Origin of the sequence: Helicobacter brantae (assembly GCF_003364205.1) — a bacterium.
GTDB lineage: Bacteria > Campylobacterota > Campylobacteria > Campylobacterales > Helicobacteraceae > Helicobacter_G > Helicobacter_G brantae.
The window spans coordinates 13,721-40,016 of sequence record NZ_NXLV01000016.1; the positions used below are offsets into that span (position 1 = coordinate 13,721).

At 39.0% G+C, this 26,296-nt stretch carries 26 protein-coding genes and 3 tRNA genes; 12 read left to right on the forward strand and 17 right to left on the reverse strand.

The features are described from left to right. Positions 1-29: 29 nt before the first annotated feature. The 3 genes from CQA58_RS07135 to kdsB are packed head-to-tail and all read right to left on the reverse strand — an operon-like array spanning position 30 to position 2,731. Positions 30-671: an HAD family hydrolase gene (locus CQA58_RS07135; protein WP_115570028.1), complete on the reverse strand. Its 642-nt coding sequence runs from the start codon at positions 669-671 to the stop codon at positions 30-32. Then, positions 668-2,017 (reverse strand): MATE family efflux transporter, encoded by a 1,350-nt coding sequence (locus CQA58_RS07140; protein WP_245942799.1) that lies wholly within the window; start codon positions 2,015-2,017, stop codon positions 668-670. The genes CQA58_RS07135 and CQA58_RS07140 overlap by 4 nt, the downstream gene beginning before the upstream one ends. A gap of 9 nt (positions 2,018-2,026) precedes the next feature. Continuing rightward, positions 2,027-2,731, reverse strand: coding sequence for a 3-deoxy-manno-octulosonate cytidylyltransferase (gene kdsB / locus CQA58_RS07145; protein ID WP_115570029.1), 705 nt, complete (start codon positions 2,729-2,731; stop codon positions 2,027-2,029). A 113-nt stretch (positions 2,732-2,844) separates the two neighbouring features. Here kdsB and CQA58_RS07150 point away from each other — a divergent pair, with 113 nt between their 5' ends. Further along, positions 2,845-3,570, forward strand: a complete 726-nt coding sequence (locus tag CQA58_RS07150; RefSeq protein WP_115570030.1) for a CAAX protease — start codon at positions 2,845-2,847, stop codon at positions 3,568-3,570. Positions 3,571-3,705: 135 nt separating this feature from the next. Here the strand turns inward: CQA58_RS07150 and CQA58_RS07155 are convergent, their stop codons facing one another. The 13 genes from CQA58_RS07155 to CQA58_RS07215 form a co-directional block, all read right to left on the reverse strand. Continuing rightward, on the reverse strand, positions 3,706-4,875 hold the full coding sequence (locus tag CQA58_RS07155) for an SEL1-like repeat protein (RefSeq protein WP_115570031.1): 1,170 nt from the start codon (positions 4,873-4,875) through the stop codon (positions 3,706-3,708). A 70-nt stretch (positions 4,876-4,945) separates the two neighbouring features. Continuing rightward, positions 4,946-5,032: transfer RNA gene (locus CQA58_RS07160), tRNA-Leu, on the reverse strand. 21 nt (positions 5,033-5,053) lie between these two features. Beyond that, positions 5,054-5,138 (reverse strand) — tRNA-Leu (locus CQA58_RS07165). A gap of 31 nt (positions 5,139-5,169) precedes the next feature. Further along, on the reverse strand, positions 5,170-5,475 hold the full coding sequence (locus CQA58_RS07170; RefSeq protein WP_115570032.1) for a F0F1 ATP synthase subunit C: 306 nt from the start codon (positions 5,473-5,475) through the stop codon (positions 5,170-5,172). A 105-nt stretch (positions 5,476-5,580) separates the two neighbouring features. Continuing rightward, positions 5,581-7,650: a polyribonucleotide nucleotidyltransferase gene (locus CQA58_RS07175; RefSeq protein WP_425454674.1), complete on the reverse strand. Its 2,070-nt coding sequence runs from the start codon at positions 7,648-7,650 to the stop codon at positions 5,581-5,583. Between the two features lie 35 nt (positions 7,651-7,685). After that, positions 7,686-8,333 (reverse strand): phosphoribosyltransferase family protein, encoded by a 648-nt coding sequence (locus tag CQA58_RS07180; protein WP_115570034.1) that lies wholly within the window; start codon positions 8,331-8,333, stop codon positions 7,686-7,688. An 8-nt stretch (positions 8,334-8,341) separates the two neighbouring features. Further along, positions 8,342-10,558, reverse strand: coding sequence for an LPS-assembly protein LptD (locus CQA58_RS07185; protein ID WP_115570035.1), 2,217 nt, complete (start codon positions 10,556-10,558; stop codon positions 8,342-8,344). Further along, complete coding sequence (locus CQA58_RS07190) at positions 10,551-11,000, reverse strand: RDD family protein (protein WP_115570036.1); 450 nt, start codon at positions 10,998-11,000, stop codon at positions 10,551-10,553. The genes CQA58_RS07185 and CQA58_RS07190 overlap by 8 nt, the downstream gene beginning before the upstream one ends. Then, on the reverse strand, positions 10,997-12,241 hold the full coding sequence (gene purD, locus CQA58_RS07195; protein WP_115570052.1) for a phosphoribosylamine--glycine ligase: 1,245 nt from the start codon (positions 12,239-12,241) through the stop codon (positions 10,997-10,999). The genes CQA58_RS07190 and purD overlap by 4 nt, the downstream gene beginning before the upstream one ends. 243 nt (positions 12,242-12,484) lie before the next feature. Next, on the reverse strand, positions 12,485-13,504 hold the full coding sequence (locus tag CQA58_RS07200; RefSeq protein WP_115570037.1) for an LptF/LptG family permease: 1,020 nt from the start codon (positions 13,502-13,504) through the stop codon (positions 12,485-12,487). Beyond that, positions 13,497-14,225 (reverse strand): prepilin peptidase, encoded by a 729-nt coding sequence (locus tag CQA58_RS07205; protein ID WP_115570038.1) that lies wholly within the window; start codon positions 14,223-14,225, stop codon positions 13,497-13,499. The genes CQA58_RS07200 and CQA58_RS07205 overlap by 8 nt, the downstream gene beginning before the upstream one ends. Next, entirely contained in the window at positions 14,215-14,949 is a 735-nt protein-coding gene (locus tag CQA58_RS07210) for a nitrilase-related carbon-nitrogen hydrolase (RefSeq protein WP_115570039.1), read from the reverse strand. The genes CQA58_RS07205 and CQA58_RS07210 overlap by 11 nt, the downstream gene beginning before the upstream one ends. Beyond that, positions 14,939-15,967, reverse strand: coding sequence for a ribonucleotide-diphosphate reductase subunit beta (locus CQA58_RS07215; RefSeq protein WP_115570040.1), 1,029 nt, complete (start codon positions 15,965-15,967; stop codon positions 14,939-14,941). Before CQA58_RS07215 ends, CQA58_RS07210 begins: the two co-directional genes overlap by 11 nt. Before the next feature lie 192 nt (positions 15,968-16,159). On the opposite strand from CQA58_RS07215, the gene CQA58_RS07220 reads away from it, so the two are divergent. The 10 genes from CQA58_RS07220 (at position 16,160) to CQA58_RS08360 (ending at position 23,974) form a co-directional block, all read left to right on the forward strand. Then, positions 16,160-16,244: transfer RNA gene (locus CQA58_RS07220), tRNA-Leu, on the forward strand. 50 nt (positions 16,245-16,294) lie between these two features. After that, positions 16,295-17,383 carry a glycosyltransferase family 10 domain-containing protein gene (locus CQA58_RS07225; RefSeq protein ID WP_115570041.1) on the forward strand — a complete coding sequence of 363 codons (1,089 nt, stop codon included), beginning with the start codon at positions 16,295-16,297 and terminating at the stop codon, positions 17,381-17,383. Beyond that, positions 17,358-18,143, forward strand: coding sequence for a 5'/3'-nucleotidase SurE (gene surE, locus CQA58_RS07230; protein ID WP_115570042.1), 786 nt, complete (start codon positions 17,358-17,360; stop codon positions 18,141-18,143). The genes CQA58_RS07225 and surE overlap by 26 nt, the downstream gene beginning before the upstream one ends. Next, positions 18,136-18,801 carry a tRNA threonylcarbamoyladenosine dehydratase gene (locus tag CQA58_RS07235; protein ID WP_115570043.1) on the forward strand — a complete coding sequence of 222 codons (666 nt, stop codon included), beginning with the start codon at positions 18,136-18,138 and terminating at the stop codon, positions 18,799-18,801. The genes surE and CQA58_RS07235 overlap by 8 nt, the downstream gene beginning before the upstream one ends. Continuing rightward, positions 18,794-18,952 (forward strand): hypothetical protein, encoded by a 159-nt coding sequence (locus CQA58_RS08275; protein WP_170126765.1) that lies wholly within the window; start codon positions 18,794-18,796, stop codon positions 18,950-18,952. The genes CQA58_RS07235 and CQA58_RS08275 overlap by 8 nt, the downstream gene beginning before the upstream one ends. Positions 18,953-18,956: 4 nt before the next feature. After that, the gene (locus tag CQA58_RS07240; protein ID WP_115570053.1) at positions 18,957-19,823 is read left to right on the forward strand and encodes a carbon-nitrogen hydrolase; all 867 of its coding nucleotides are present in this window, start codon (positions 18,957-18,959) and stop codon (positions 19,821-19,823) included. Continuing rightward, a complete protein-coding gene (locus tag CQA58_RS07245) occupies positions 19,823-20,389 on the forward strand; it encodes a class I SAM-dependent methyltransferase (RefSeq protein ID WP_115570044.1) in 567 nt (188 codons plus the stop codon). The genes CQA58_RS07240 and CQA58_RS07245 overlap by 1 nt, the downstream gene beginning before the upstream one ends. Beyond that, on the forward strand, positions 20,367-21,374 hold the full coding sequence (gene mutY / locus CQA58_RS07250) for an A/G-specific adenine glycosylase (RefSeq protein ID WP_425454675.1): 1,008 nt from the start codon (positions 20,367-20,369) through the stop codon (positions 21,372-21,374). The genes CQA58_RS07245 and mutY overlap by 23 nt, the downstream gene beginning before the upstream one ends. Beyond that, positions 21,374-22,690 carry an MATE family efflux transporter gene (locus tag CQA58_RS07255; protein ID WP_115570046.1) on the forward strand — a complete coding sequence of 439 codons (1,317 nt, stop codon included), beginning with the start codon at positions 21,374-21,376 and terminating at the stop codon, positions 22,688-22,690. The genes mutY and CQA58_RS07255 overlap by 1 nt, the downstream gene beginning before the upstream one ends. A 12-nt stretch (positions 22,691-22,702) precedes the next feature. Then, on the forward strand, positions 22,703-23,974 hold the full coding sequence (locus tag CQA58_RS08360) for a tetratricopeptide repeat protein (RefSeq protein WP_115570047.1): 1,272 nt from the start codon (positions 22,703-22,705) through the stop codon (positions 23,972-23,974). Here CQA58_RS08360 and CQA58_RS07265 read toward each other — a convergent pair. Then, complete coding sequence (locus CQA58_RS07265) at positions 23,933-25,081, reverse strand: FtsW/RodA/SpoVE family cell cycle protein (protein ID WP_115570048.1); 1,149 nt, start codon at positions 25,079-25,081, stop codon at positions 23,933-23,935. The two genes, CQA58_RS08360 and CQA58_RS07265, sit on opposite strands and share 42 nt — an antisense overlap. 150 nt (positions 25,082-25,231) lie before the next feature. Here CQA58_RS07265 and CQA58_RS07270 point away from each other — a divergent pair, with 150 nt between their 5' ends. Further along, positions 25,232-25,909: a hypothetical protein gene (locus tag CQA58_RS07270; RefSeq protein ID WP_115570049.1), complete on the forward strand. Its 678-nt coding sequence runs from the start codon at positions 25,232-25,234 to the stop codon at positions 25,907-25,909. The last annotated feature ends 387 nt before the right edge of the window (positions 25,910-26,296 follow it).

A 26,296-nucleotide genomic window follows, 5' to 3' on the forward strand; every position in this document is an offset into this window, starting at 1 on the left:
TTGATTTGCGTATTTTACACCACATTGCTCTAAAGTTGACACTTTATGTAATCTAAAGCCTGTTGTATATCTTCAAAGACAAAATCTGTATATTCTCTAAGATTTTTATCATATCTTCCCTGCACTCCAATCCCCACCACATCGGCATTCTTAGCTGATTGCATATCAAAAAAAGTATCCCCTATCATATACACTTTAGTTCTATCATACTCTAGCCCTTCCAATGCCCTCAATATCGGCTCTGCACTAGGTTTTGGCTCACTTACATCATCAATCCCTACAATGCGAAAAAAATAATTTATCATTCCCAAATTTTCTAAAATTTTTTTGGAAAAAAAGCTTGATTTAGAGGTTACAACCCCCAATAAATACGAGCTTGGAAGCGTTTTGAAAGAATCCATTACTTTTGGTAACAAAATTGTTTTTTGCAAATAAATTCTCTCATAATTTGAGCGATAAAGCTTCACACACTCCTCAATTTTTTCTTGAGGTAATCCCATTTTGATAAACATTTCTCTCAGAGGATAGCCAATTAGCGTTTGGATTTCTTGCTCTCTGCCCTTGAAATTAAATCCAAAAAACAAACTTGCATTGATAAAACTCTCTAAAATCGCTTGAGTAGAATCAATCAAAGTCCCATCTAAATCAAAAAGCAAAATCTTCTCTTTCATTGTGCAAATACTCCTTTTCTCTTCTCATAAAACATAACCCCTAGCAAAACAAACAATGTCAAAAATGCTGAAATTGGATAAGTGCTCCACGCTCCTATCATACCAAAATGGCTACTCAAAAAGGGCAAAAGCAAGATTGTAAATCCAATGGTATAACAAAGTGTGATGACCAACGCTCCTAGTGGGCGTTGCACAGATTGTAAGAAAATAGAGCTTACCATATACAATCCCACTCCGATATATGCTAGAAACCATATCCTCATCGCAAAGACAATATCAGCAACCAAAGAGCTATCTCTGCTAATATCCTCTGCACTCAAAAAGGTTGTAACAAACTCTTCTCCAAAAACAAAAAACGCCCCATAAAGCAAAATACTCACAAAAAGCGAGAAAAGAAGTGCAAAGCGATAAATCCCTCTCACTCTACTCATCTCTTTTGCCCCATAATTGAAACTTGCAATAGGTTGCACACCTTGAGCAACAGAGAGCAAAATAGTAAAAAACACAATCCCCCCATACATTACAATCGTATAGATAAGCACCCCTCTCTCCCCTACAATCTTCATCAAAGTAAGGTTATAAAAAAGCATTACCACACTAGCACTCAACTCTGAAGCACACGCAGGGACGCCGTTTTTGGCTGATTGAAAAATCTTTTTGAAACTGAAAGCAGGAATAAAATACAAATCCCCTCTTTTGCTCAAAAAATGCCAAAGTAAGATACTGATTGCCACGATATTTCCCAAAATCGTAGATAAGGCACTTGCATAGATTCCAAGATTGAAAACAAATAAGAAAAGATAATTAAACACAATATTGCCAATGGAGGCGATAATCATCGAAATCATCGCTAGTCGTGGTTGCCTATCATTGACAGCAAACATATCTAGCACAGGGTGGAGAAACATAATAAACGCTCCACCAAAGATAATACTTAGATACTCACTCACAAGCTCTAAGAGATTGTCATTTGCCCCTAAAAAGACAGAAAGCTCTTTGGTATAGACAAACAACACTACACTTAGCACCACCCCAAAACCAAGCAAAAAATACACAATCGAGCTAAAAAATTCTCTTGCCTTCTCACTCTTCCCTTTGCCCAAATAGTAAGAAATCATCGCACTTCCCCCCACAGAGAAAAGCAATTCGCAAGCAATCAATGCAGGGAAAATCGGCCAAGTGATTCCAAGAGCAGAAACTGCGTCTTTGCCTAGTGCGTGAGCGACAAAAAACCCATCTACAATAGCGTGAGTGCTTAAAGAGAGCATCGAGAGGAGTGAGGGAAAAAAATAGTAAAAAAATAAACGATTGATTTTCTCATTTTTGAGATCGATTTGCTTTGCCACTTGCTCCCCCTATGAAAACAGCTTGATTGCTCTCTCTTTGTCTTCTATCGTATCAATCCCAATACTTTGGGTTTGCACCAAAAGGGTTGCGATACTTTTTTGATGATACAATGCCCTCAACTGCTCTAATTTCTCAATCTCCTCTAGTGGGGATTTAGCAAGACTACAAAACTCTTGAAGAGATTGATTGCTAAAAGCATAAATCCCCAAATGTCCAAAATACTCCACTTCTGCATTATCGCGATTGTAGGGAATAAGAGAGCGTGAGAAATATAGAGCTTGATTGCCCTTATCTAACACGACTTTGACAAGATTGGGATCTTGGGCTTCTTCTTGAGTAATAGACTTGATACAAGTCCCCATAAAGCAAGGCTTTTCACTCATCATTGTTTTGAGTGAGAGTAAAATCTCACTTTCAACAAATGGCTCATCTCCTTGCATATTGATAATAATCTCACTTTTTTCTAACCCCAAAATCCTTACAGCCTCAGCACATCGATCAGTGCCACTGCTATGAGAAGAAGAAGTCATCACAGCCTCAATCTTGTGCCTTTGGCAAACTTCCACAATCTCTTCACTATCTGTTGCCACACAGACTTCATCAACCTCTTTGGCTCTCAGAGCTGATCTCACAATCATTGGTAAGCCTAAAATATCAGTGAGCATCTTGCGTGGAAATCGTGTGGATTGCAATCGTGCAGGGATAATAATCATCATCTCAACCTTAGAATCAAAATAAAAAATGGATTTTACAACAATACCCCCAACCTTTCCCAACCCCCAAAAACATATATGCTAAAATCCTCTAAAATCCCAAAGGAGCAAAAATGCAAAAACTCTCCAAAGACACACTTAAATCTTTTAGAGCCAATATTACTTCCATTCTCTCTCCTGAAAGATTAAAAAGCTTTGAGGGGGATATAGAGAGCTACTATAAGAATAGACTTCTAGCCCTAAGGGCAGGACATAAGATTGCAGAGATAGAGATTTATCTTAGAAATATGCTTGATTTTTGTTTGAGAGAGTTAGTGGGAGAGGAGTGGATAAGAGAGGAGAGAAGTCTTCAACACATCAAACCAAAAACTCATCTCCCCCTTATAGAACTCTCCCTCTCTCAAATCCTCTCAAGTCTAATGCTAGGAGAAGTGATCGATCTGATTGGAGAGTATAAAATAGAGCATTATATGTTTGAGTTAGAGGATTTGGACTTTAGCAAATATCATTGGAGCAACAAAAACTCAGGATATCTCAATGGTAGGAAAAATAGATTTTCCAATGTTGCCAAAGTGTGCATTGCTCTAAACTTACTTCGCAACATTCGTAATCGTGCATTTCATTGGGAAAATTTACTCAAAATCAGAAAAAATAATGGTGTCATCTATCCAAGAATTACCCATAAGGCGTGGGGAGTAAAAATTGGGATTCCACCTGAGAAAATATTAGAGTTTTTGGATGATTTAATAGACAGCATAGAGAATGAAGTAATAAAAAGTCATCAAAATATAGATATTAGAGGATTTAAAGGTGGGCGTCGGTCCGCCCTACGAAAGTGAGTGGGATTATATCTCTTTTTGGTAAATAATCTTGAAAATATAGAAGGAGAAAGTTTGGGCATCAGTTAGCAATGCAAATGGGGTAATACAAACTTTTTCTACTAGCAATTCTCTTTTCTAGCAACAAGCAAAAATTTAATATCCTGCCTCATTCAGTCGTGCGTAGTTTTTACAACCTAGCTCATTTTTTAAATCACAAGCTTTGCCAAAAAGCGTTTTGGCTTTATACTTATCTTGTTTAATTCCTCTGCCATTCTCATACATTACTCCAAGATTATTGCAAGCCATACCATAGTCTATATCACAAGCGATTTTATAAAGCTCAACAGCTTTAAAACTATCTTGTTTAACTCCTTCACCATTCATATACTTGTTTCCAAGATTGTAACAACCAATAATTACTCCATCATCACAAGCCATAGTGTAAAACTCTACTGCTTTAAACTTATCTTGCTTAATCCCATCTCCTGTATCATAGATATATCCAACCTTAACGCAAGCCGAACTATTACCCTTATCACAAGCCCTCTGATAAAACTCTACAGCCCTACTCTTATCTTGTTTAATTTTTTCACCTTCATAATAAAAGTTAGCAATATAAAAGCACGCCATATCAGTACCTAAATTACAAGATTTATCAAATAATTCTGAAGCTTTTAGTATGTCTTGTTTTACGCCATTTCCACTTGCATAAAGCACTCCTAGATTTCTGCACCCTGAAGCACTCCCTCCACTGCAAGCCTTCTGATAAAGCTCAACAGCCTTGGCTCTATCTTCTGCGATTTCCTCTCCTTTATCATACAGATTTCCAAGGATATTGCAACCAAAGGCATATCCCAATTCACAAGATTGTGTATAAAACTCTACTGCTTTGGATATATCTTTTTTTATATTCCTACCCTCATCATACATCACTCCAAGATGAAAACAAGCTCTTGCGTCTTTCTTATCACAAGCCTTTTTGGAAAATTTCATTGCTTTATTTATATATTGCTCTACCTCTTTTCTATCATCTATAAAATTTGAGAAAATTTCACACCCTTCTCCATCTCCAAAATCACAAGCTTTGGAAAGATTTTCTCTAGCTTTTTTAAAATCCTGTTCTACACCTGCACCCACAAAATATGCACTAGCTAGATTTCTGCACCCTGCACCATTTTTTTTATCACAAGCTTGTTTCCAAAACCTTATAGCTGTTTCATAATCCCTCTTCTCAAAAGCTTCTGCTCCCCTCTCCACCAAACTCTTCTCCCCCTCTCCAAACAACACCCCAAGCATACACAAAATCACAACTAATTTTTTCATAACAATTCCTTAAAAGATTTTTGATTTTTTATAATAACAAATTTTAACTGAAAGCAAAATAAAGAAAGAATGGTGCCGAAGGTCGGACTCGAACCGACACAGGGTTGCCCCTACCAGATTTTGAGTCTAGCGCGTCTACCAGTTTCACCACTCCGGCACATTAAAGAAAGAAAAGATATGGTGCGCTGAGCGAGACTCGAACTCGCACGAGTTTCCTCACTACCCCCTCAAGATAGCGTGTCTACCAGTTCCACCACCAGCGCAAAAGAAGTCCCACCCCCTTTTGTTTAAGATTTATCCTGCGATAAAAGGGTTTGCATAGATTGCAACGACTGCAAGAACAAGTGTATAAATAACTTGTGCTTCAATCAATGCAAGTGCGATAAACATTGTTCCTGTAAGCTTACCACCCACTCCAGGATTTCTAGCGATTCCTGAGATTGTAGCAGAAGCAGTGTATCCCATACCCAAAGCACCACCAAAAGCAGCGATTCCAAGTCCGATAACTGCACCAAGGATAGAGTATGACTTAATCATTGTCATATCCTCTGCAAACGCAAAACCAAGGCAAACAAATGCCAAAAAGAATAACTTTTTCATTTTTTCTTCCTTTCTACTTATCACACCTTTCGGATCTGTCCCCTACTCATCTATGATGAAGTAAATTAAATTGAAAGCGTGATTGTAGCAAAAAATTTTGAGTTTTTATACTAAATCTAACTCAACTTTATTGCTCTCGCTTGAAAGCACCACGCACTCTATCTCTTCTCCCTCTACCAAAGAGGCATTTTTGTTCTTGATTTTGCGAATGTGAAGCAGTCCATCTCCACCTTGAGGCAACTCGATAAACGCCCCAAAATCCACCATTTTCTTCACTTTTCCTCTAAATCTCAATCCTTGTGGATAGATTGTCAAATCAATTTTTTCGCTTCTTGCTTTGGGTTTTTGAAGAAGTGAGAGGATATAGTCTTTGCTTTGGCTCAATCTCTCTGATCCAATCCCACTCACTCTCACCTCTCCATTATTGCGATCCAAATCGATAGTTACACCAAATTTCTCAATAATCTCTTTTATCGTTTTCCCCCCTGCTCCAATGATTTCTACGATCCGATCAGGCTCGACATAAAAGCTCTCACAGATTGGTAAGATTGCATCGTTTTTGACAATCTTTTTTGCACTCTCTTCCATAAGAGAGAGGATATGCATTCTTCCCTCTTTGGCTTGAAGCAAGGCTTCACGCAAGATTTGAGGAGAGATTCCACCAAGTTTTATATCCATTTGCAATGCACTCACACCCTTGCTAGATCCTGCAACCTTGAAATCCATATCTCCCTCGTGATCTTCTAAACCCATAATATCTGTAAGGATTGCATACTCCTCTCCCTCTTTGATAAGCCCCATTGCCACTCCTGCAACAAGATTATCACACTCCACCCCACTCGCCCTCAATGCCAAAGAACCTCCACATACCGTTGCCATTGAACTTGAGCCATTGGATTCTAAGATTTCAGACACCAATCTCACCACTCTCTTATCACTTAGATTTGACTCTAAAGCTCTTTTGCCAAGATTACCATGCCCTAGCTCCCTTCTCCCCGGTGCTCCAATCAAACTTGCCTCTCCTACACTAAAGCCAGGGAAGTTATAATGCACCATAAATCTCTCTTTGCTAGGAGCTTTATCCCCCAAAAGCTCATAAGTTTGAGCGTCTTGCTCTCCTCCCAAAGTGGCTACGACTAAAGCTTGGGTTTGCCCTCTTTTAAATAGACAAGAGCCGTGAGCGAAAGGCAAGACATTGGTTTCTATGCTGATAGGTCGCACATCTTTTAATCCTCGATTATCAGCCCTCTTACCCTCTTTGAGAATCATCTCTCTCACAGCCTTTCTCTTAGCCTTTTCAATCGCCAAAAACACTCTTTCATATTCCAAACCACACTCTTGGGCGATTTTTTGGGCTAATTTTTGAAGCTCCACCATTCGCTCACTTTTTGCCATTTGATTGATTGCCTTGCTTAAATCTTGATAGTATTTTTCACAAACAAGACTTTCAATCTCTGCAATCTCAGGGAGTGTGTGATGTTTGATTTCAAATGTGGGTTTTTTGCTGGGCTCAAAAGCTTCTTTGTAAGCCCTAGAAGTTTTGGCAATCTCGCTTTTGGCTAACTCAATAGCTTGACAAAGCTCCTCTTCGCTTAGCTCATTGGCATTATGATCTTGTCGCATTGTTCTCATTTCAATCATCAAAATATGATCCTCATATCCTGAGATATACAAATCAAGTTTGCCCTCTTCAAGCTCTTTGGCACTTGGATTGAGTATAAATCCACTCTCACCTCTCCCCACTCTCACAGCACAAGTAGGATAGCTAAGTGGAATGCTTGAGACAAAAAGAGCACTTGAAGCAGCATTGAGGGCAGAAACTTGCAAATCACACTCCCCATCATAACTTAGCACTAGCACACTAATTTGTGTAGGGTGGCGATAAGTTGAGGGGAATAGTGGTCTTAGAGTGCGATCAATGATTCTTGAAGTGAGCGTTTCAAAATCGCTTGGCTTACTCTCACGCTTGATAAACCCTGAGGGGAATTTGGCATTAGCATAAGCTTTTTCTATGTATTGCACAGTAAGAGGCAAAAAATCCTCATCAATGACTTTTTCTTCATCAACTGCCACACTTGCCAAAATAATTGTCCCACCTTTTTGATACCACACAGAGCCTGAAGCTTGAGTAGCAACCTTTGTAAAATCAAAGCTTTCTTTTCCTATCGTTTCCAAAATCATATCCTTGTCTAAAGTTAAATTTTTAGATTTTACACCAAGAAATTTTCTCTGCGTAAAAAATCTGTTCTTTGAGTTTGAAGTTCTTTATAGTAGTAATTGGTTGAGACAAAATACTCTGGGCGAATCACACTATAAATACAATCACAAAATCTAAGCAGATAGCTCTCCACATCACTTGAAAGCACAGGGGTGGCGATAGAAGCACTTTTGCATCCGTGATTGATACAAGTTTTTATAGCCACCTCTATGCTAAACCCTGTCTCTACCCCCTCATCAACGATGAGGATATTTTTCCCTGCAAATGGAGTGATTGGCTCACCCAAACGCATTTTTCTAGCTAAGGGGAGGATTTTTTTCTCATAGCTCTCTTGAGCTTTGGCATAGACATAATCCACAGAAATATCAAAGGCTCTTAAAAGCTCATCATCAAACACCACATCCATCAATTCACTCACAATCCCTATCGTGCAATCAGGGTTTTCAGGAGCATAAATGGATTGGATAAATAAATGCTCTAAGGGCAACTCAAAGTGATTGGCTACACCTTGAGCCAAACTCATTGCATCTGTTGAGATACTCAAAACCATCGTATTGTAAAAATTCACCCCCTCAAGCTTCTCAATCAAATGATTGAGGGCATCTTCACGATCTAAGAAAAAATCTTTTTGTCTATCCATTGCTTCTCCTATTTTCTGAATCGATAAGAAACCCCTGTCTCTCCCAAAGGAGCAAGGCGAAACTCAAGTTTGATGTAGTTATTGGTATAAGTTTCAATGGGACGATTAGGATTGTCTGTCAAAATAGAACCATACTCTTGTGCGAATTTTAGCGTAATCCCAAAGCATTGCACATCTGTTGAGATACTCACACTCCAATCCTTAACCTGCATTGCCAAAAAGTCAAAATTGACATCTCCTCCAATGGCAAAATATCCAAAATCATTGCTTAAAGAAAAGTTAAGGAAGTTTGCATCAATGGAAGCATTTTCTGAAGCAAAAAGTTTTTTGTAGTAATACCCTATGGAAGTGTCAAGATGCCATTTTTCCAAATCAATAGTCGCTGATACCTCTTCAATATCATTATACAAAAACGAATAATATAGTGAGGTTTTGATATCAAGCCCATCAATAGGAGAGCTTCCAAACTCATTAACCATACTCTCTGAAAATAAGTATTTCTTGGATTGGAGATTGAGCTTTTGAGAAGCATTATAATAAAACAGCGTATGTCCATCAGGACTATAAAAGTATTGAGAGAATTGCAATTCTAAGCGGTGTTTATTGGTGTCAAAATCCACAATTGAGCTTGGATTCCAAAGATTATAAACCTGTCTTTTTCCCTCATTTGTGGTGGTATCAATATCAGCATAAGTTTTTGCATACCACTCATAAACCTCATCATTAAAAAGTGGCGTGTTGTAGCGATAATAGGGCCCTGAAGCCTTTGCCATAAGCTGAATGGAGTGCATAAAGCTTCCATAATCTCTTGCCAAGTCTGTTGAGAGGGAGGCATTATAATTGGCTGTGAAGAAGTTGGCTGTGGTGCTTTTGTCATTGGGGTTATAGACTTGGATTTCTTCTGTATGATAGAGATTGATATTTGAAAATTTTAAATCCGTTGAAACTCCGATTGAGAGGTAGTTGTTGAAAAGTGGAAACTCTACTCCTATGGGAAGCTCAATGGTGTTTTCTACATAAGCATACCCTCTCTCTCTTGTTACATTATTGGTCTGAACATCAATAGAATACATCAGCTCTTTCCAAAAGAGTGAATCAAAAAACTTATGGTATTGCACACCAGGGAGGAGCTGAAAGGTATTGGAGTTGTTTGTCTTGGTAACATCTAAGAATAATTTATCATAGATTCCAAAAAAATGCTCTTGGGAGTGCAAAAAGTAATTAAGCTTTGAAACACTGAGACGATTGCTAACTTTGACATCTGAGTCATCAAGCTTGAGATACTCCATATCATTCATATAATTCAAACTTGAATAAAAACCATCGTGAATATTCTCAAAAGAGCTAAAAATCCCTGTGCCATCTTTAGTTTCAAAATCAAGATTAAATCCATAAATGTGTTGATTGAGGGCAGAATAGGTTTGCATATATTTCTTGGTGTTATAAAAATAGCGAGTTTGAAAAGTGAATAGATTATCTGAAGGGGTGGCAAGGCGAAACTCTCCTGAGATTCCTATCCCTCTTGAAGTTCGGATTTGTGGAGAAAGTGTCATATCCCAGCTATCATAGGGAGCAATATAAATAGGTTGTTGATAGTAGAGTCCATCTTGATTGAGATAAGCCAATCTTGGATAGAGCAGACCACTTTTTCTTTTTTGAGCAGTGCTAACACTCAAATAGGGGACATACAAAATTGGCATTTTACCTAGATAAATGCGTGTATTCCAAAGTGTGAGATAGTCATTTTCTTGATCCAAACTCCCCGAGCTTGAATCAAAGTGCCAAATAGGAGATTGGATATTGCACCCTGAAACTACACTTTCCTTGAAATAATAGACATTATTTTCACTACGAGCCTCTGATGCTGTAATCCAAAGCCCACTTTTCACACTTTGAAAATACACAGAAGAGAGAGAAAAAGAATCTTTTCCAAAATCAAGCTTGACTTTCTTAGCACTTAGCATTAAATCTTTGCCATAATAGATCCTAACCTCCCCCTCCACTTCTGCTATCTTGCTTTTTTTGTCATAGACTAAATCTTGTGCAGAGACATAATACTCTCCACTCACCAAAATCACATTTCCCTTGCCAAAGATTTTATCCCCCTCACTCTTTAGCTCATCTGCACTCACTTCTCCAAGATTTGAGTTTGTATCAGGATTAAGCACACTACTAGCATGCAAAGAGAGAGCAAGACAGAGAGAGAGGAGTATTTTCTTAGGCATTTTTAATCACAATCGTTTTCCCCAAAATATCGTGTAATGCCTGTGCAATCGGAGAGAAAAAAACAAGAAAAAAAGGCATATAAAAAAACACTTTCCCCAAAATCTTACACATTGTGCGAATAAGTGCATAAAGCAAATTTGGGCGATCAAGCATATCTAAAGAAATCACTTTGATTTTAAAAAGCATTTTTCCCAAAGTCGCACCATAAAGGCTCAAAAACACAACCTCATAGACAAACTCCAATCCCACAAGATACAAAATCTTGCCCTTCAAAAATTCCACCATAGCAACATAGCTATCAGGCAAAGAAGACATCTCTTCCCAAAATATCAAATAAAATGCTAATGTAACCAAAAAATTATCAATCAAAAAGGCAAAAAAACGATGAGAGATTTTAGCAATCTCAATATGCTCTCTATAAATCTTATCTTCTATATTCATAATGCCCTAAATCCTATATCTTTGCGATATTGTTTTCCCTTAAATTCTACACAATCACAGATTTTATAAGCATTCTCTTTTGCTTCAAGCAAACTCTTTCCTCTCCCCACACACACGCACACTCTCCCCCCTGTGGCATAAAGTCTCCCCTCTTTTTTCTCTACTCCCCCAAATGCGATATGTCCAAGATTTGAATCAAAGTCTTTAAGTGTGATAAGCTCTGGTGTGCTAGAAGAGTAGGGATAATTCTCACTTGCCAATACCACGCCCAAAGCAAATTCATCACTCACTTCATATTTGAGATTTTGCAAATCCCCTCCCACACAGCAATCTAGGATTTGCAACAATGGGGTTTTGAGTGTGGGAAGCAAGACTTCACATTCAGGATCTCCAAAACGCACATTAAACTCTAGCAAAATTGGCTCACCTCCAACTACCATAATCCCTGCAAAAAGCACCCCACAAAATGGGTGATTCTCACTCTCACAGCCTTTGAGTGCAGGAGCAATAATCCTAGAGGCAATCTTTTCTAGCAATTCTTTGTTGCAAAGTGGTGTAGGGCTATATGCCCCCATTCCTCCCGTATTTGGTCCCAAATCATTGTCTTTGAGGCGTTTGTGATCTTGAGCAGGTGGAAGCAAAACAAAGTTTTTGCCATCACAGAGTGCAAAGAGGGAAAGCTCATAACCATCTAAAAACTCTTCAACCACGATACGCTCCCCTGCACTTCCAAACTTTCCCATCTCATCAATTGTCTCTAAAGCCTCTTGCTGACTTGAGGCGATAATCACTCCCTTACCTGCACACAATCCATCAGCCTTGATGACAATAGGAGCTTGAAGTGTTTTTGCAAAATCTTTGAGTTTTTGTTTATCTGTGCTTTGCATATATTTTGCTGTGGGGATTTGATAACGCAAGGCAAAATCTTTCATATATGCCTTTGAGGATTCCAAACGCGAAGCCCTCTGACTTGGTCCAAAGACTTTCACTCCCCTGCTTTGCAAAAAATCCACAATCCCCTCAGATAATGGAGCTTCAGGTCCCACTACCACCAAATCAATCCCACGCCTTGCAATCTCTTCATAGAGCTCATTGAAGTCTTTTGCAACTAGATTCTCTCCTAGCTCTTGTGTCGCTCCATTCCCCTCATAAAAATACAAAGAGATATTTTCTCCCTTAAGTGCCAAGCCCAAGGCATACTCCCTACCACCACTACCTATGATTAAAATATGTCTTTGCATTTTGTCCTCATATTTTTGGATTGCACCCAAACAATCGCTATCCCTAAATGCGTAGCCTAAACACTACACAATTTATAGGAGAAAGAGGGGCTTATTAGGCGGCAGATCCTCACTCTAGGAGCTCAAGCAGAAATACCGAACACACAAAGCCCTCTACTCCCTCCAACATTCTTTTCTTTAACAGACTAGCATATTGGGAAAACACGAATTGTTTGAGCAATCAAATTATAAAACAATTCTCTCCTAATAAAGAGGTTTAATTTTGTAGCGATAGAGCAAATAAGTGCCGATAAACCACACAGGTGGGATCACAGCCAAAGCCAAAAATGCGTTGTGATCGACAAAGATATGCACACTGACATAAAAAAGCACAATAGAAATCAACACATAAAATGAAGAGAGGTTTTTGTGATAACGAGGATTAGCAATCCCAATAAGAGGGATTAGAAAAATGCTTAAAAGTGGAAAGATTGAAACAAGCACAGCTTTGGTAAATCGCCTTTGTTTGCTCCCACTCTCTCCATCAAATGCACTTTTCCAATACTCAATCAAATCATATCCACTCAGTGGTGCTTCTCCCACTTGAGTTCTGATATTCATCTCCTCAAACACAACTTTTCTAAACTCACTCTCTTGAGCCATATAAGACTCTCCATTTTGCAACGATAGGCTAAACACTCCTCTATTATTGCTTACATTTCCCCTATCAGCACTAATGAAGTTTTCAAACCCCAATCCTTTGGAGGAGAAAAGCACTAGGTTTTGATAGATTCTATCCTTGGCACTCTCCACATACACTAGCCAATCCCCAATCTTTTGCCCAAACTCCCCTGCTTTGATATTGATATCCACATCTACCTTTTTTTGCTCGATAAAATTCTCAAATGCTCTCTTAGAAATTGGCACAGCCCCCAAAGAGAAAACCAAAGAAGTAAGTGTTACAATCAAAGTCAGAGGCAAAAAAGTCTTTACAAGCTCACTAGGTTTCACTCCAAGAGAGAAAAATACAAGCATTTCATAGTCATATGAAAGTCTTGAAATTGCCAAAACGCAAGAGGTAAAAAAAGTGATTGGAATGATGAAAAACACCGTATTGGGCAAAGAATACAAAAAAAGCAACATCAAATCTGTAAAATTGAGCTTCACCACGTGGCTTGATCCTGCAATGGTAATGAGCAAAATGACTGAAGAGACGAAAAACAAAACAGTGAATAATGAGAAAAAAAACTGCCCAAAGGCACTCAAAAAATAGCGTTTATACACTCATCTCTCCCCATAATGGATAGCGTAAATAAAAAAGCGTGATGACAAATCCCAAAGAGAGAAACAACACAAAAGGGATTTTAATCGTAGAGAGGGAGATTTGTTTGCCTTTGAGATGAGAGATTCCCACTAGCACAATATATCCTATTGCCAAAGATGAAGCAATCAGCACAAGATATAAACTCGCAACCAAGCCCACCAAAGCTCCCATAGAAGCCAATACCACCAAATCTGCCTCACCCATTATCTCTTTTTTGAAAATAAAGCTCCCAAAGATTCTAAGCAGGGCAAATGCTCCACAAATCCCAAAAGCAGAAACAAAACGCTCCAAATCCAAAAACCCAAAATAATACAATCCTGCAAAGATAAAAAAGAGCAAGGCAAAATTGAGCCAATCAGGAATAGCCAATAAAATACTATCAATATAAGATAGAGCAAACAAACAGAGTAAAACAATAGCCATAAACCACGCATACTCTCCATAACCATACAGCCATACGCAAAACAAAAATGCAAATAATCCAAACAAAAAAGAAGATAAAGATTGCAAAGAAAATAAACTTCTTTTGATGAAAGAAACTAGTTGCTTATCTTTGAGGACATACAAAGTGATTAAAAAGCTAGAAATCACACAAGAGAGGGCATAGAAAACCCCTATATACAGATATTCCCTTCCTTCCAAGTGAAGCAGAGAAGAGAGTGAGGAAAAATCAACACTCATTCTCAAGTCCCACCCTCAAGAAATTCCTCATCTCTTTGACTTCTTCAAGTTTGATATCCATACACACTACCCCTCTTTTGCCATCTTTACAAACCTTTCCAAAAGGATTGATGATAGAACTTGCCTTTGACATTCCCATATTAGCACAATCACTCGCAACAACAAAGCATTGATTAGTGATTGCCAAAGCTTGAGAAAGCACTTCAAAATGATGTTTCCTCTCTTTGTCCCATTGAGCTAGGATAAACACCACTTCTGCCCCTCTCACTCTCTGCCACAAATCTACAAATCGCAACTCAAAGCAGTTCATCACAGCACACTTAATCCCATCAATCTCAAAAAACCCTATATCTTCCTTACACCCTGAACGCATATAACGCTCCTCTTCATTGAGAGGGAAAAGCTGGGTTTTGGATTGGGAGTAGATGATAGAGCGATTTTTGATGACTTTGATATTATTGTAAAAATCCCCATTTACCTCTTCAATCACAGAGGTAATCAAAGTCTTCTCACCACTCACTTCAAGGTATTGCTCCAAAGCTTTTTTGGAAAACTCACTTGCCTCACTCAAACGATCAAAAGCAAAGCCTGTAAGGATCAAATCTGCCGTGCAGACAATAGAGTGTCTTACACATCGCTCAATGAAGCCCACCACATTGCTAAGATTTGAGGCAAAATCCTCTTTACGCTTGAATTGAAGAGCATATACTTTCTTAGAAGTCATCAAAATTTATGCTCCCTTTGGCATAGTTTGTAACTTTTGCTTCAAAAAAGTTTGTTTTTTGATCATTGAAGCTTGAGAATTGATCTACCCATTTGATTGGATTTTTTGAGCCATAAATCTTTGGCATACCCACATGAGTGAGGCGATCATCAGCAAGGAATTGGATATATTCTTTGATAATCTCTGTTGTAAGCCCCAAAATCTGTCCTTGAGTGATATACTCTCCCCAAGCACTCTCTACCTCTACTGCTTTTTTAAACATTTCTATCACTTCTTCTTCTAAATCTTTTGTAAATAAATCAGGGCGTTCTTTTTTGGCTGAGTTAATCATATTTTGGAAAAGCAAAAGGTGAGTTACCTCATCTCTTTGAATAAATCTAATCATTTGAGCACTTCCAAGCATTTTGCCCGATCGTGCAAGAGTGTAGAAATAAGAAAACCCACTATAAAAATAAATCCCCTCCAAAATTTGGTTGGCAAACATTGCTTTGATAAGGTTTCTCTCTGTGGGGTTTTGAGCAAGTTCCATATAAACATTTGCGATATGATCATTCTTGCTTCTAAGTTGCATATCCACTCTCCACATATCATAAATCTCTTCAGTATTTGCAGAGATTGATTCCACCATTACTGCATAGCTTTGAGAATGCAAAGCCTCTTCATAGGCTTGACGCACCAAAATGAGGTTAATCTCAGGACTTGTCATATAAGGATTGACATTATCAATAAGATTGTTGGTTTGCAAACTATCCATAAAGATAAGTTGAGCCAAAGCTCTATCATAGCCTAGCTTTTCTTGTGCTGTTAGCCCACCATTGTAATCCCTTTTATCTGCATTCATATTGACCTCTTCAGGAAACCAAGTATTAGCAAGCATTACTTTCCAAAGGTTATAAGCCCATTGGTATTTAATCTTATTGAGATCAAACATACTTGTAGGATCTCCACCAAAAATCTTTCGATCATTGACGCCTTCTGTAGAATTGGGGTTGTAGATTTTTTTGCGTTGCACTTGCATTGAAACTCCTTGCAAACCTTTATACTCTCAAGGTTTATTTATAGTAATGTTTAATATGATTGTATTTTAGTATATTCACTTATCTTTTTCTACTTTTTTGTCAAAAAATTGCAAAAATCTCAAAAAATTAGCAATTTTAAGTTCAATATAAGCAAAAATAGTTTATAATCACGCTTTTATTTCAGATCCTGTGCGGGAGTGGCGAAATTGGCAGACGCACCAGACTTAGGATCTGGCGCCGCAAGGCGTGGAGGTTCAAGTCCTCTCTTCCGCACCATCTACTTCTTTTTAAATCTTTAGATGACAAAAAGAGACTAAAGGTTTTCAATGCAAACAATCATAGTAAGAATTATCAGTGATTATCAAAACTCCACTATACAAACTTGGCTAAAACAACAATCAATTCTTGGAGATTGCTCCTATCATACAGAAGATACTCAAGTTTTTTTTACAACACAAGATATAGAAAGCGATTATGTGTTGCTTATCAACAAAGTCAATCATGATACTAGCGTATATTGTCCTAAAAATAATGTATGGGGACTCCAACAAGAGCCTTTTATCCCAGCAAATCAAGAATACTGCAAACCTTTTAAAAACGAATTTGCAAAAAAACCTAGCACATATATCTCCTGTTCAAAAGTTTTAGCTTTTGTCAAAGAACTTCTCAATCATCAAGACAAATTTATTCCATCTCCCCCATTTATTTATTGGCTTATTGAAGGAGGAGAAAGAAAACTCTCATATCAAGATCTTCTCAATCTGCAAATTACTCAAAAGAGCAAAGAGATTTCTTGTGTTGCAAATCTTGACAAGAAAGCTTTTGCTGGACATTTACAAAGAGCAAAGTTTGTGCGTTTTTTACAAAAAACCTCACTACCCATCCAATACTTTGGAGGAGAAAAAGCCCACAATACTATTCCCACAAAGCTTGAGGCCTTACAAGACTTCAAATACTCTATTGCGATAGAAAATAGTTCTACTCCTTATTACTTCAGTGAAAAAATCACAGATTGCTTTATTGCAGGATGTATGCCAATCTATTATGGAGCAGAAAATATTTTTGATTTCTTTCCTGAAAAATCTTTAATTTGGATTGACATCAAACAACCCAATAAAGCAAAACAAATTATCTACAATGCTCTCCAAGAAAAATTATGGGAAAAAAATCTTGATTATATTTTAGAAGCTAGACAAAAATGCTTTCAAGATTATAATTTTATCAATGCTATTGGTAGTCAAATTCTCAAAGATTTTCAAGCTCCACTCCCCAAAGAAAGATTTATTATCAAAGGCTATAAGACACCATTTTATGAAAGTTGTATTAAGCGTTTAGAGCATACTTGGCTTTATCTAAAACGCCCATTTATCCCAATACAAAAGGCAGAAATTGAAAACAATACTTTTAACCAATGATGATGGGTTTCACTCCCAAGGACTCCTAGCACTCAAAGAGGCACTTTGTGAGATTGCTGATGTATTTATTGTCGCTCCCTCAAGTGAAAAATCAGCGTGTGGGCACGGACTCACACTCTCTAAACCTCTTAAAATGATTGAGATAGAAAAAAACTTCTACAAGCTTGATAATGGCACTCCAAGTGATTGCATTTATTTGGGACTTCACGAATTTTTTAAGACAAAAAAACCTGATTTAGTCATCTCAGGCATCAATCTAGGCTCAAATATGGGAGAAGACATTACCTACTCAGGCACCGTGGCAGGGGCAATGGAGGGAGCAATCTATGGAATCCCCTCAATTGCAATCTCTCAAGTGCTAAAAAATTGGGAGAAATCTCATCACGATTTTTCTTTGGCAAAAGAGTGTATCACTCACATTGTCAAGCAGATTTTCTCCTCTACTTTTCCCTTGCAAGATAGAAAACTCCTCAATATCAATATCCCCAATCTCACTTCCTCCACTTTCAAAGGATATAAAGTGACTCAAGCAGGGTATCGCATCTATGAAAACTCTGCCCAAAAGAGCAAAAATCCTAGAGGAGAAGAGTATTTTTGGCTAGGGCTTCACCCACTCAAATGGAGAGAGAGAGCAAATGCCACACTTATTTCTGACTTTCAAGCTATTTCTGAAGGCTATGTTTCCCTCACTCCTATCACGCTAGATCTTACAAGTATGCAAGACTTACAACCCTTGCAAGATTGGATAAACAATGACTGATCGCTACACTCGCTCTAGGATTATTTTCCACGATTGCTTTGAGGCAATCTCACAAACAAAAGTGCTAATCTTTGGCGTAGGAGGTGTGGGAGGATATGCCCTTGATGCCCTCTATCGCAGTGGGATTACAAATATTACAATCGTAGATAAAGACTGCTTTGATATCACCAATCAAAACCGACAAATTGGCTCTGAAGCACTAGGGGAAGTCAAAGTAATGGCACTTGCCAAACTCTATCAAGGGATCACCCCCATTCACGCAAGTGTGAGTGAAGAGTTTTTGCAAACGCTAGATTTTGATGAGTTTGATTATATTGTAGATGCAATCGATGATATTAACGCCAAGATTCTTCTAGCCCAAAAGGCTTATGGCAGGAGAATGGGAAGCTATATTAGCTCCACAGGAAGTGCCAAAAAACTCAATCCCTTGCTTATCAAAGTTTCTAGCATTTGGAAAAGCTATGGAGATAAATTTGCAAGAAAATTCAGAGAGAATCTCAAAAAGCAACGCTTTAGAGGGAATTTTAAAGTAATATTTTCAGATGAAGTTCCAAACTGCAAGGCTCTAGGGAGTTGCAATGTGGTTACAGGGAGCTTTGGACTTCAGATTGCAAGTGAAATTTTACGAGATATAAAAGAAAGGAATAAAAATGCGTGAAAAACTAATGTTTTCTTATGAAGATGATGAGCTAGATTTTGAAGATGAATATATTGATGAGGAAGATGATGATGATCTAGGAGATGGATATTATCAAGGCTATGATGAAGATGACTATCAAAGCCCTGATGGTGAATACGACGATGAGTAAGATTCTGCCCATCGCTCTAATCCAACAAGCCTATCATCAAGAGCAAACTTTAGAGAAAACCAAAGAAGCGATTTTGGAAGCCTCCAAAAATGGAGCAAAATTGGTGCTTTTGCAAGAATTGCATACCAAAGAGTATTTTTGCCAAAGTGAAAATACCGAGTTTTTTGAGTATGCCAATGATTATGAAGAGCATATCAAGTTTTTCTCCTCTATCGCCAAAGAAGCAGGTGTCGTGCTTGTAACCTCACTCTTTGAGAAGCGTTGTGCAGGAATGTATCACAACACAGCTGTTGTATTTGAGAGTGATGGAAGCATTGCAGGGAAGTATAGAAAAATGCATATCCCTGATGATCCTGCTTTTTATGAGAAATTTTACTTCACCCCTGGGGATTTGGGCTTTGAGCCAATTTCCACAAGTGTAGGCAAACTTGGAGTAATGGTGTGCTGGGATCAGTGGTATCCTGAAGGTGCTAGGATTATGGCACTCAAAGGTGCTGAACTCCTTATCTATCCCACAGCCATTGGGTGGTTTATGAGTGATAGTGAAGAAGAGAGAATGCGTCAGAGAGAGGCGTGGATTGGGGTGCAAAGAGGACACGCAATCGCCAATGGACTCCCCACAATCGCTATCAATCGCGTAGGCTTTGAGCCTGATAGCTCTAAAGTCTTAGAGGGGATTAAGTTTTGGGGCTCTAGCTTTGTCTTTGGAGCTCAAGGAGAAGAGCTTGCGATGGGAAGTGTGGAGAATGAGGAGATCATTTATGTCAATCTTGATATGAATCGAAGTGAAGAAGTGCGTCGCATTTGGCCATTTTTGCGAGATAGACGCATTGAGAGTTATGGAGATATTTTAAAGAGGTATTGTGATTAATGCTAGAAGATGCAATCAAATGGAATCAAAAACACCTAGAACACCCTATGCCTGACACCCCTAGCACTTTGCTTGTGGAGTTTTTGCCCACCCTTCTCAACCTTGATGGTAGAAAGGCTCTTGATATTGCCTGTGGCAATGGAAGAAACTCAAAGTTTCTAGCCCAAAATGGCTTTGAGTGCGATAGTGTGGATATTTCAGAAGTGGCACTCTCTCTTTTTGCTCACCTTCCCAATATCAATACCTTTCAAGAAGACCTAGATCTCTTTCGCCCTAGCATTGATAGCTATGATGTGGTGCTAAATTTCTATTTTCTCAATCGTGAGCTTTTCCCCTCAATCATTGACACCCTCAAACCCAATGGAATCTTTTTGCTTGAAACTTTCATCAAAGAAAGTGATGGCACAAACTCCTCTGAAATCATTGATGAGAAGATTCTCAACCACAATGAGTTAGAAGAGATTTTTTCTGATTTTAAGATTCTTTACAATCAAAGCTCTTATATCACACGAAGAGAGGGACAAGAAGCCAAAATCATCTCCTTTGTCGCCCAAAAGAATGAATGATTTTCATCAAAGCCTTCTTGAGTGGTATTACAAGTTTGGGAGATTAGATCTCCCTTGGAGAAATCTCCCTACCCAATCCTCCACCCCTCACCCTAGCCTCACTCACATCAACAGAGCTTATGGGGTATATATCAGTGAGATTATGCTTCAGCAAACCCAAGTGAGTGTAGTAATGGAGCGATTCTATTTCCCTTTTCTCTCCCTTTTCCCCACCCTCACTTCCCTTGCCAATGCCAAAGAAGAAGAAGTGCTTAAAGCGTGGCAAGGACTAGGGTATTACTCAAGAGCTAGAAACTTACAAAAAAGTGCCAAAACCTGCCTAGAGCATTTTGGTGGAATCCTTCCTAGAAGTGTAAATGAGCTAAAAACTCTAAGTGGGATTGGGGATTATACTGCAGGAGCGATTGCGTGTTTTGGATATGGAGAGGCTGTGAGCTTTGTAGATGGCAATATTGCTAGGATTCTCTCTCGCCTTTTTGCCACCCCCTCCCCCACTCCCCACTTCCTCAAAGCCAAAGCCCAAGAACTCCTCAATCTCCAAAATCCTTTTGATCACAATCAAGCCCTGCTAGATATTGGAGCGACAATCTGCACCCCCAAATCCCCTAGCTGTCTATTTTGTCCCCTCCAAGACTTCTGTCTTGGCAAAGACAAACCCACACTTTATCCCACACCCAAAAAGTCCTCCCTCACTCCACTCAAGCTCTATCTAGGCTTTGTAAAAGTAGGAGATAAAATCTCTCTGCTCAAAAGCACTCAAAAGCTCTATCACGGACTTTATAACCCCATTGTCCTAGAAGAAGTGAGTGAGGAAGCTGAACTTTTGGGCAAATTCTCTCATCACTACACTCGCTACAAGATTGAAGCCTTTGTCTATCTCTGCCCCACAATCCCTACTGAAGAGAAGCTAGAATTTTTTACTCTCCAAGAGATAGAATCCCTGCCCCTCTCCAATCTCTGCAAAAAAGCCCTAAGGTGGATATAATGCTTTTTGCACACTCAACCCTCAATCGTTGCAAAAAGATTCTTCAAATCGCTCTCCCTAGTGGGCTAAACTCTTTTTTGGATATTCTCAACATCTCCATAGCTCTTCTCTTTGTAGGCAAACTCTCCACCTCCCACATCGTCGCCTTTGGAGTGGGAATGAATTTCATTATGCTTTTTTACACAATCACAGCGATTTTTTTCACAGGGACAAATGCCATCATCTCTCGCCTCTTCAAAGACTACCCCCAACGCCAAATCGCCCTCTCCACCCTCTCACTCTTCTCTCTCCTCTCCTCTCTTCCCATCTCAATCTTTGCAATGTGTATTGATAGAATCTATCTGCACTGGATGGGAGGGAGTGAGGAAGCATTAAATCTAGCTCAAACTTACCTTGAAGTGCTAGTCTATGGCTTCCCTGCCCTGCTTCTCAAAACCACGCTGACTTCAGCATTTTCAGCTATCTCAAAAGCCAAGATTCCTTTCTATATCAAAATCTTTTGCACCTCTTTTAATATCATGGCAAACTATGCTCTAATCTTTGGCTTTCTCTTCATTCCTCATCTTGATATGGTAGGGGCTGGGATTGCCAATGTAGCCTCAATCTCACTAGAAGTCGCCCTTCTCCTTTATATGGCAAACAAAGAATTCAAATTCACAACAACCCTCAATACCAAATACTTCAAACTTGCCCTCAAAATCGGCACACCCACAGGGATTGAGAGGGCTTTTACACTCTTCTCACTTGTATTGATTGCCAAATTTTTGCTTAGCTATGGAGATGAGATTTTAGCAGGGTTTCAAATCGGAGGGAGGATTGAGGCATTTGCTTTTATGCCAGGTTTTGGCTTTATGATTGCCTCAATGACTCTAATGGGACAAAACATCAAACACCTCAAAATCGCAAAACACTACATCTACCTCATTCTCCTCATCTCCTCAATCTTTATGGGGATTTTAGGGGTTTTGATGTGTGCTTTTGGCAAACCACTCTCCACTCTCTTTAGCACTGATCTTGAAGTGATTGATTATTCTTTTGCCTATCTTGTAGCTGTGGGCATCTCTCAAATCCCTTTGATTATCATTTTTGTGCTTGATGGGGCTCTTAGAGGTGCAGGAGCGACAAAAACTTCACTGCTTATCAATGCATTAAGCATTTGGGGATTGAGAATTTTGCCGATGTATTTATGCACTTATTTTTCCCTCTCATATCTGTATATTTTTGGCATTATTTGTATTGAAACTTTTATAAGAGCAGGGATTTTTTGGAGAGTGTTCTCTCAAGAAAAATGGAAGAAAAATATTGTGAAAATTTGACAAGGAGAAACAATGCGATTGTTATGTTGTGTATTTTTAGGATTTTTTACTTTGGGATATGGATTGGAGCTAGATCTTTCTTTGGAAGATTTACAATCTCAAAAAACCACGCCACAAAAACACGAAGATGATTTCCTCAATGCCCTAGAGCTTGAACTCAATCAATCTGCCCAACAAGAGCAAGATGAGCTTCAAGACACTCAAGAAACTACCAAAGACTCTACCCCCAATAGCACACAACCCTCCAATACCACTCCCCAAAATGATGAGAAAATCCCTCAAGAAATCACTCAAGCCCCCCAAGAGGAGCAGACAACTCAAGAAGAGCAATCCCCTCAAAGCAACCAAGAAACTCAAGAGGCAGACAAAGAAGCCCCTAGCCCTGCACCCACTCAACTAGAGCAAACTCTCAATCAGATACAAATCCCTCAAAATCAAGTCGCCCCCCAACAACCTCAACCTCAACCTCAACCTCAACCACAACCACAACCACAACCACAACCACAACCACAACCACAACCACAACCACAACCACAACCACAACCACAACCACAACCTCAACCACAACCACAAGCACAACCACAACCACAAGCACCTCAACCTCAAACACCAACGCCACAGCCTCAACAGCCCAACCCCCAATCCCCCATCCATCACAACACCCCCACACCCACAAACCAAGAACACTTCACCCATAGAGAAAAAATCAAAATCATAGGCAAAGAAGAATTGATGCAAAAATCCAATCTTTGCGATGAAAAGGGAGATGAGAAGGTTTGCTTTGAGGTGGGAATGATTTATTATCAAGGGCGAAGCGTGAAAGGGCAGAATCTCCAAGAAGCCTATCATTATCTTGAAAAATCCTGTCAAGGCTCAAAAGGTTTGGGGTGCTATGAGGCAGGAATCATCAATATCAATAGTGGCAAAGACTTGCATGAGGGTGCAACTTGGCTAGATCGTGCGTGTCAAAGTGGGGATTTAAGAGGATGTCGCAACCTTGCAATCCTCTACTACAATGGACAAGGTGTAGCCAAAAACATTTATCAAGCCTTCAATCTCTTCAAAAAAGGTTGCGAAGCAGGAGATGAAAAATCTTGCCATAAGTTTTATTTGGGATTAGGCAATGCTTATAGGGATTCTCAAAACTACCCCAAAGCCAAAGCAATGTATGACAAAGCTTGTTCTATGGGAGAGCAAGTGGCTTGTCAAGAGCTTTATCTACTCTCACGCAAAGCCCACCCCTCAACTCGCTATCTTTTTGGAAATAGCCAAAACAAACCCTAGTGCAATACTTGTCGCAAGTGTTACACTCCCTCCATAGCTCAAAAATGGCACAGCAATCCCTTTGATAGGGATAAGCCCTGCCACACCCATTGCATTGACAAAGAAAGAGAAAAAGAGTAAAAACGCAATCCCAATACAATAAAGCGAATAAGTGCGATTCTCCACACGATTGGCAATCTTTAAAATAGGAAATAAGATTCCAAACACAAAAACACTCAATACAACAAAAATCCCCACCACCCCAAACTCTTCAGCTAACCCTGCCAAAACCATATCTGTATGAGCCTCACTCAAAAACCCAAGCTTGACAACCCCATCTCCCACCCCATTGCCAAAAAATCCACCATTCCATATTGCATTCCCTGCGTGATAGAGCTGATAGGGTTCAGGTAACTCATCAAGCCTAAGATATTGCGTAATCCCACTAGGGAGCATATCCCTTAGCCCCACCATCCAAATCTTAATCCTCTCAATTCTCCTAGAGCTTAACCCCACAGCCAAAAGAACCAACATCATTATCCCCACAAGTAAAACAAGCATCATTCTTAGACTTCCCCCCACAAAAATAAGCATCATACACAGAATCAAGCTCATTACAAACACTTGCCCAAAGTCATTTTGAAACACCACAATCGCCCCATAACACATCACAATCAAGCCTAGATATGGGAGCAAACTCACAATCTCACTCTTTAGCTCCACTTTTTTATCAAGACGAAAATTTTTTGTCAGATTGATAGCCAAAAACATTACAAAACCAATCTTAAAAAACTCCAAAGGTGCGATAGAAAATGCCCCAAGCCTAAGCCACCTCTTTGCCCCTCCTGCACTTGTAGCCATACTCTCAGGAGCCCAATAAAGTGCCACAATCACAATCAAAGAACCCAAGAAAAAATAAGGCATCAATTTTTTGAAATATTTATCCATATCAATTTGAGAAATCCCCCACATCAATAACACCCCCACAATCACAGCGATAAATTGCCGAAACAAAAAATGATAATCTTGATAACTAAAATGCAAGATTGTATAAGTAGAAAGTGAGTAACTCATCACAATCCCCACAGCAAACAAAAACACAGCAGAATAAAAAATCTTTTTTTGCATTACCCTATCCATTTGATTTTGAATAAAAGTGCTGATTTTATCTTATTTATCCCCTTTGTTTTTATCCTTTGTGCCAAAACCCACTCAATCATCTTGGAAAATACCCAAAAAACATTATGCTAAAATCATCAAAAACACAAGGAATAGGCAATGCTAAAAATCCCTAGTGAAAAGCTCAAAGAGTTTGATACAGATATAGTTGCTATCCTCTCTGCTAAGAGATTGGAGAGCTATGAGGGAGATTTGGATAAACACTTTGATAATCTCAATTTGGCTCAAAAGATTGTCAAGCGACTTTCTGTCCTAGAGATTTATTTACGCAATAAGCTTGATTTTTGCCTCAAAGAGATGATAGGAGAAGAGTGGATCAAAACCAAAGAGAGTTTGGAAATCATCAAAGAAAAAAGCAATCTCTCTATCCTAGATTTACACTCTCATCAAATCCTCTCCTCTCTTATGTTTGGAGAGATTGTCAGACTGATAAATTTTTATAAAATAGAGCATTATATGCTTGATTTAAGAAGTATGGATTTCAAAAAATATCATTGGAGCAATAGAAATTTTTTCTATATCAATGGCAAGAAAAACAAGCTCTCCAATGTAGAGAAAGTCAATACTGCCCTCAATCTCATTCGCACTATTCGCAATCGTGCATTTCATTGGGAAAATTTACTTAAGGTTACAATCAAAGACAATGGAGAGATATTCCCACGCATTACACACAAAGAAAGAGGCTCGACTTTGGGAGTAATGCCTGATAAAATCCTAGTCTTTTTAGATGACTTACTCAATACGATTGATAATGATGTGATTAGAAAGAATGTATAGAAGAAGTGGGTGCAGGTCCGCCCTTGAACGCAGGGGAATTATAGCTTAAAACCCGTTACATTTCCCAAAAACACATAATAAAGAGACTCGACTTTGGAGTAATGCCTGATAAAATCCTAGTCTTTTTAGATGACTTACTCAATACGATTGATAATGATGTGATTAGAAAGAATGTATAGAAGAAGTGGGCGCAGGTCCGCCCTTGAACGCAGGGGAATTATAGCTTAAAATCCGTTACATTTCCCAAAAATAAAGGGCTTGACGATAACACGCCACCCCCTCCCACATCTCCCACACCTCCCACATCTCCCACATCTCCCACATCTCCCACATCTCCCACATCTCCCACATCTCCCACATCTCCCACATCTCCCACATCTCCCACAT

Bases quoted from the DNA above. Each gene is read 5' to 3' on its own strand.
- CQA58_RS07135 (WP_115570028.1), bottom strand. From the start codon at position 671: ATGAAAGAGAAGATTTTGCTTTTTGATTTAGATGGGACTTTGATTGAT.
- kdsB (WP_115570029.1), bottom strand. From the start codon at position 2,731: ATGATTATTATCCCTGCACGATTGCAATCCACACGATTTCCACGCAAG.
- CQA58_RS07150 (WP_115570030.1), top strand. From the start codon at position 2,845: ATGCAAAAACTCTCCAAAGACACACTTAAATCTTTTAGAGCCAATATT.
- CQA58_RS07155 (WP_115570031.1), bottom strand. From the start codon at position 4,875: ATGAAAAAATTAGTTGTGATTTTGTGTATGCTTGGGGTGTTGTTTGGA.
- CQA58_RS07170 (WP_115570032.1), bottom strand. From the start codon at position 5,475: ATGAAAAAGTTATTCTTTTTGGCATTTGTTTGCCTTGGTTTTGCGTTT.
- CQA58_RS07180 (WP_115570034.1), bottom strand. From the start codon at position 8,333: ATGGATAGACAAAAAGATTTTTTCTTAGATCGTGAAGATGCCCTCAAT.
- CQA58_RS07185 (WP_115570035.1), bottom strand. From the start codon at position 10,558: ATGCCTAAGAAAATACTCCTCTCTCTCTGTCTTGCTCTCTCTTTGCAT.
- CQA58_RS07190 (WP_115570036.1), bottom strand. From the start codon at position 11,000: ATGAATATAGAAGATAAGATTTATAGAGAGCATATTGAGATTGCTAAA.
- purD (WP_115570052.1), bottom strand. From the start codon at position 12,241: ATGCAAAGACATATTTTAATCATAGGTAGTGGTGGTAGGGAGTATGCC.
- CQA58_RS07205 (WP_115570038.1), bottom strand. From the start codon at position 14,225: ATGAGTGTTGATTTTTCCTCACTCTCTTCTCTGCTTCACTTGGAAGGA.
- CQA58_RS07210 (WP_115570039.1), bottom strand. From the start codon at position 14,949: ATGACTTCTAAGAAAGTATATGCTCTTCAATTCAAGCGTAAAGAGGAT.
- CQA58_RS07215 (WP_115570040.1), bottom strand. From the start codon at position 15,967: ATGCAAGTGCAACGCAAAAAAATCTACAACCCCAATTCTACAGAAGGC.
- CQA58_RS07225 (WP_115570041.1), top strand. From the start codon at position 16,295: ATGCAAACAATCATAGTAAGAATTATCAGTGATTATCAAAACTCCACT.
- CQA58_RS07235 (WP_115570043.1), top strand. From the start codon at position 18,136: ATGACTGATCGCTACACTCGCTCTAGGATTATTTTCCACGATTGCTTT.
- CQA58_RS08275 (WP_170126765.1), top strand. From the start codon at position 18,794: ATGCGTGAAAAACTAATGTTTTCTTATGAAGATGATGAGCTAGATTTT.
- CQA58_RS07245 (WP_115570044.1), top strand. From the start codon at position 19,823: ATGCTAGAAGATGCAATCAAATGGAATCAAAAACACCTAGAACACCCT.
- CQA58_RS07255 (WP_115570046.1), top strand. From the start codon at position 21,374: ATGCTTTTTGCACACTCAACCCTCAATCGTTGCAAAAAGATTCTTCAA.
- CQA58_RS08360 (WP_115570047.1), top strand. From the start codon at position 22,703: ATGCGATTGTTATGTTGTGTATTTTTAGGATTTTTTACTTTGGGATAT.
- CQA58_RS07265 (WP_115570048.1), bottom strand. From the start codon at position 25,081: ATGCAAAAAAAGATTTTTTATTCTGCTGTGTTTTTGTTTGCTGTGGGG.
- CQA58_RS07270 (WP_115570049.1), top strand. From the start codon at position 25,232: ATGCTAAAAATCCCTAGTGAAAAGCTCAAAGAGTTTGATACAGATATA.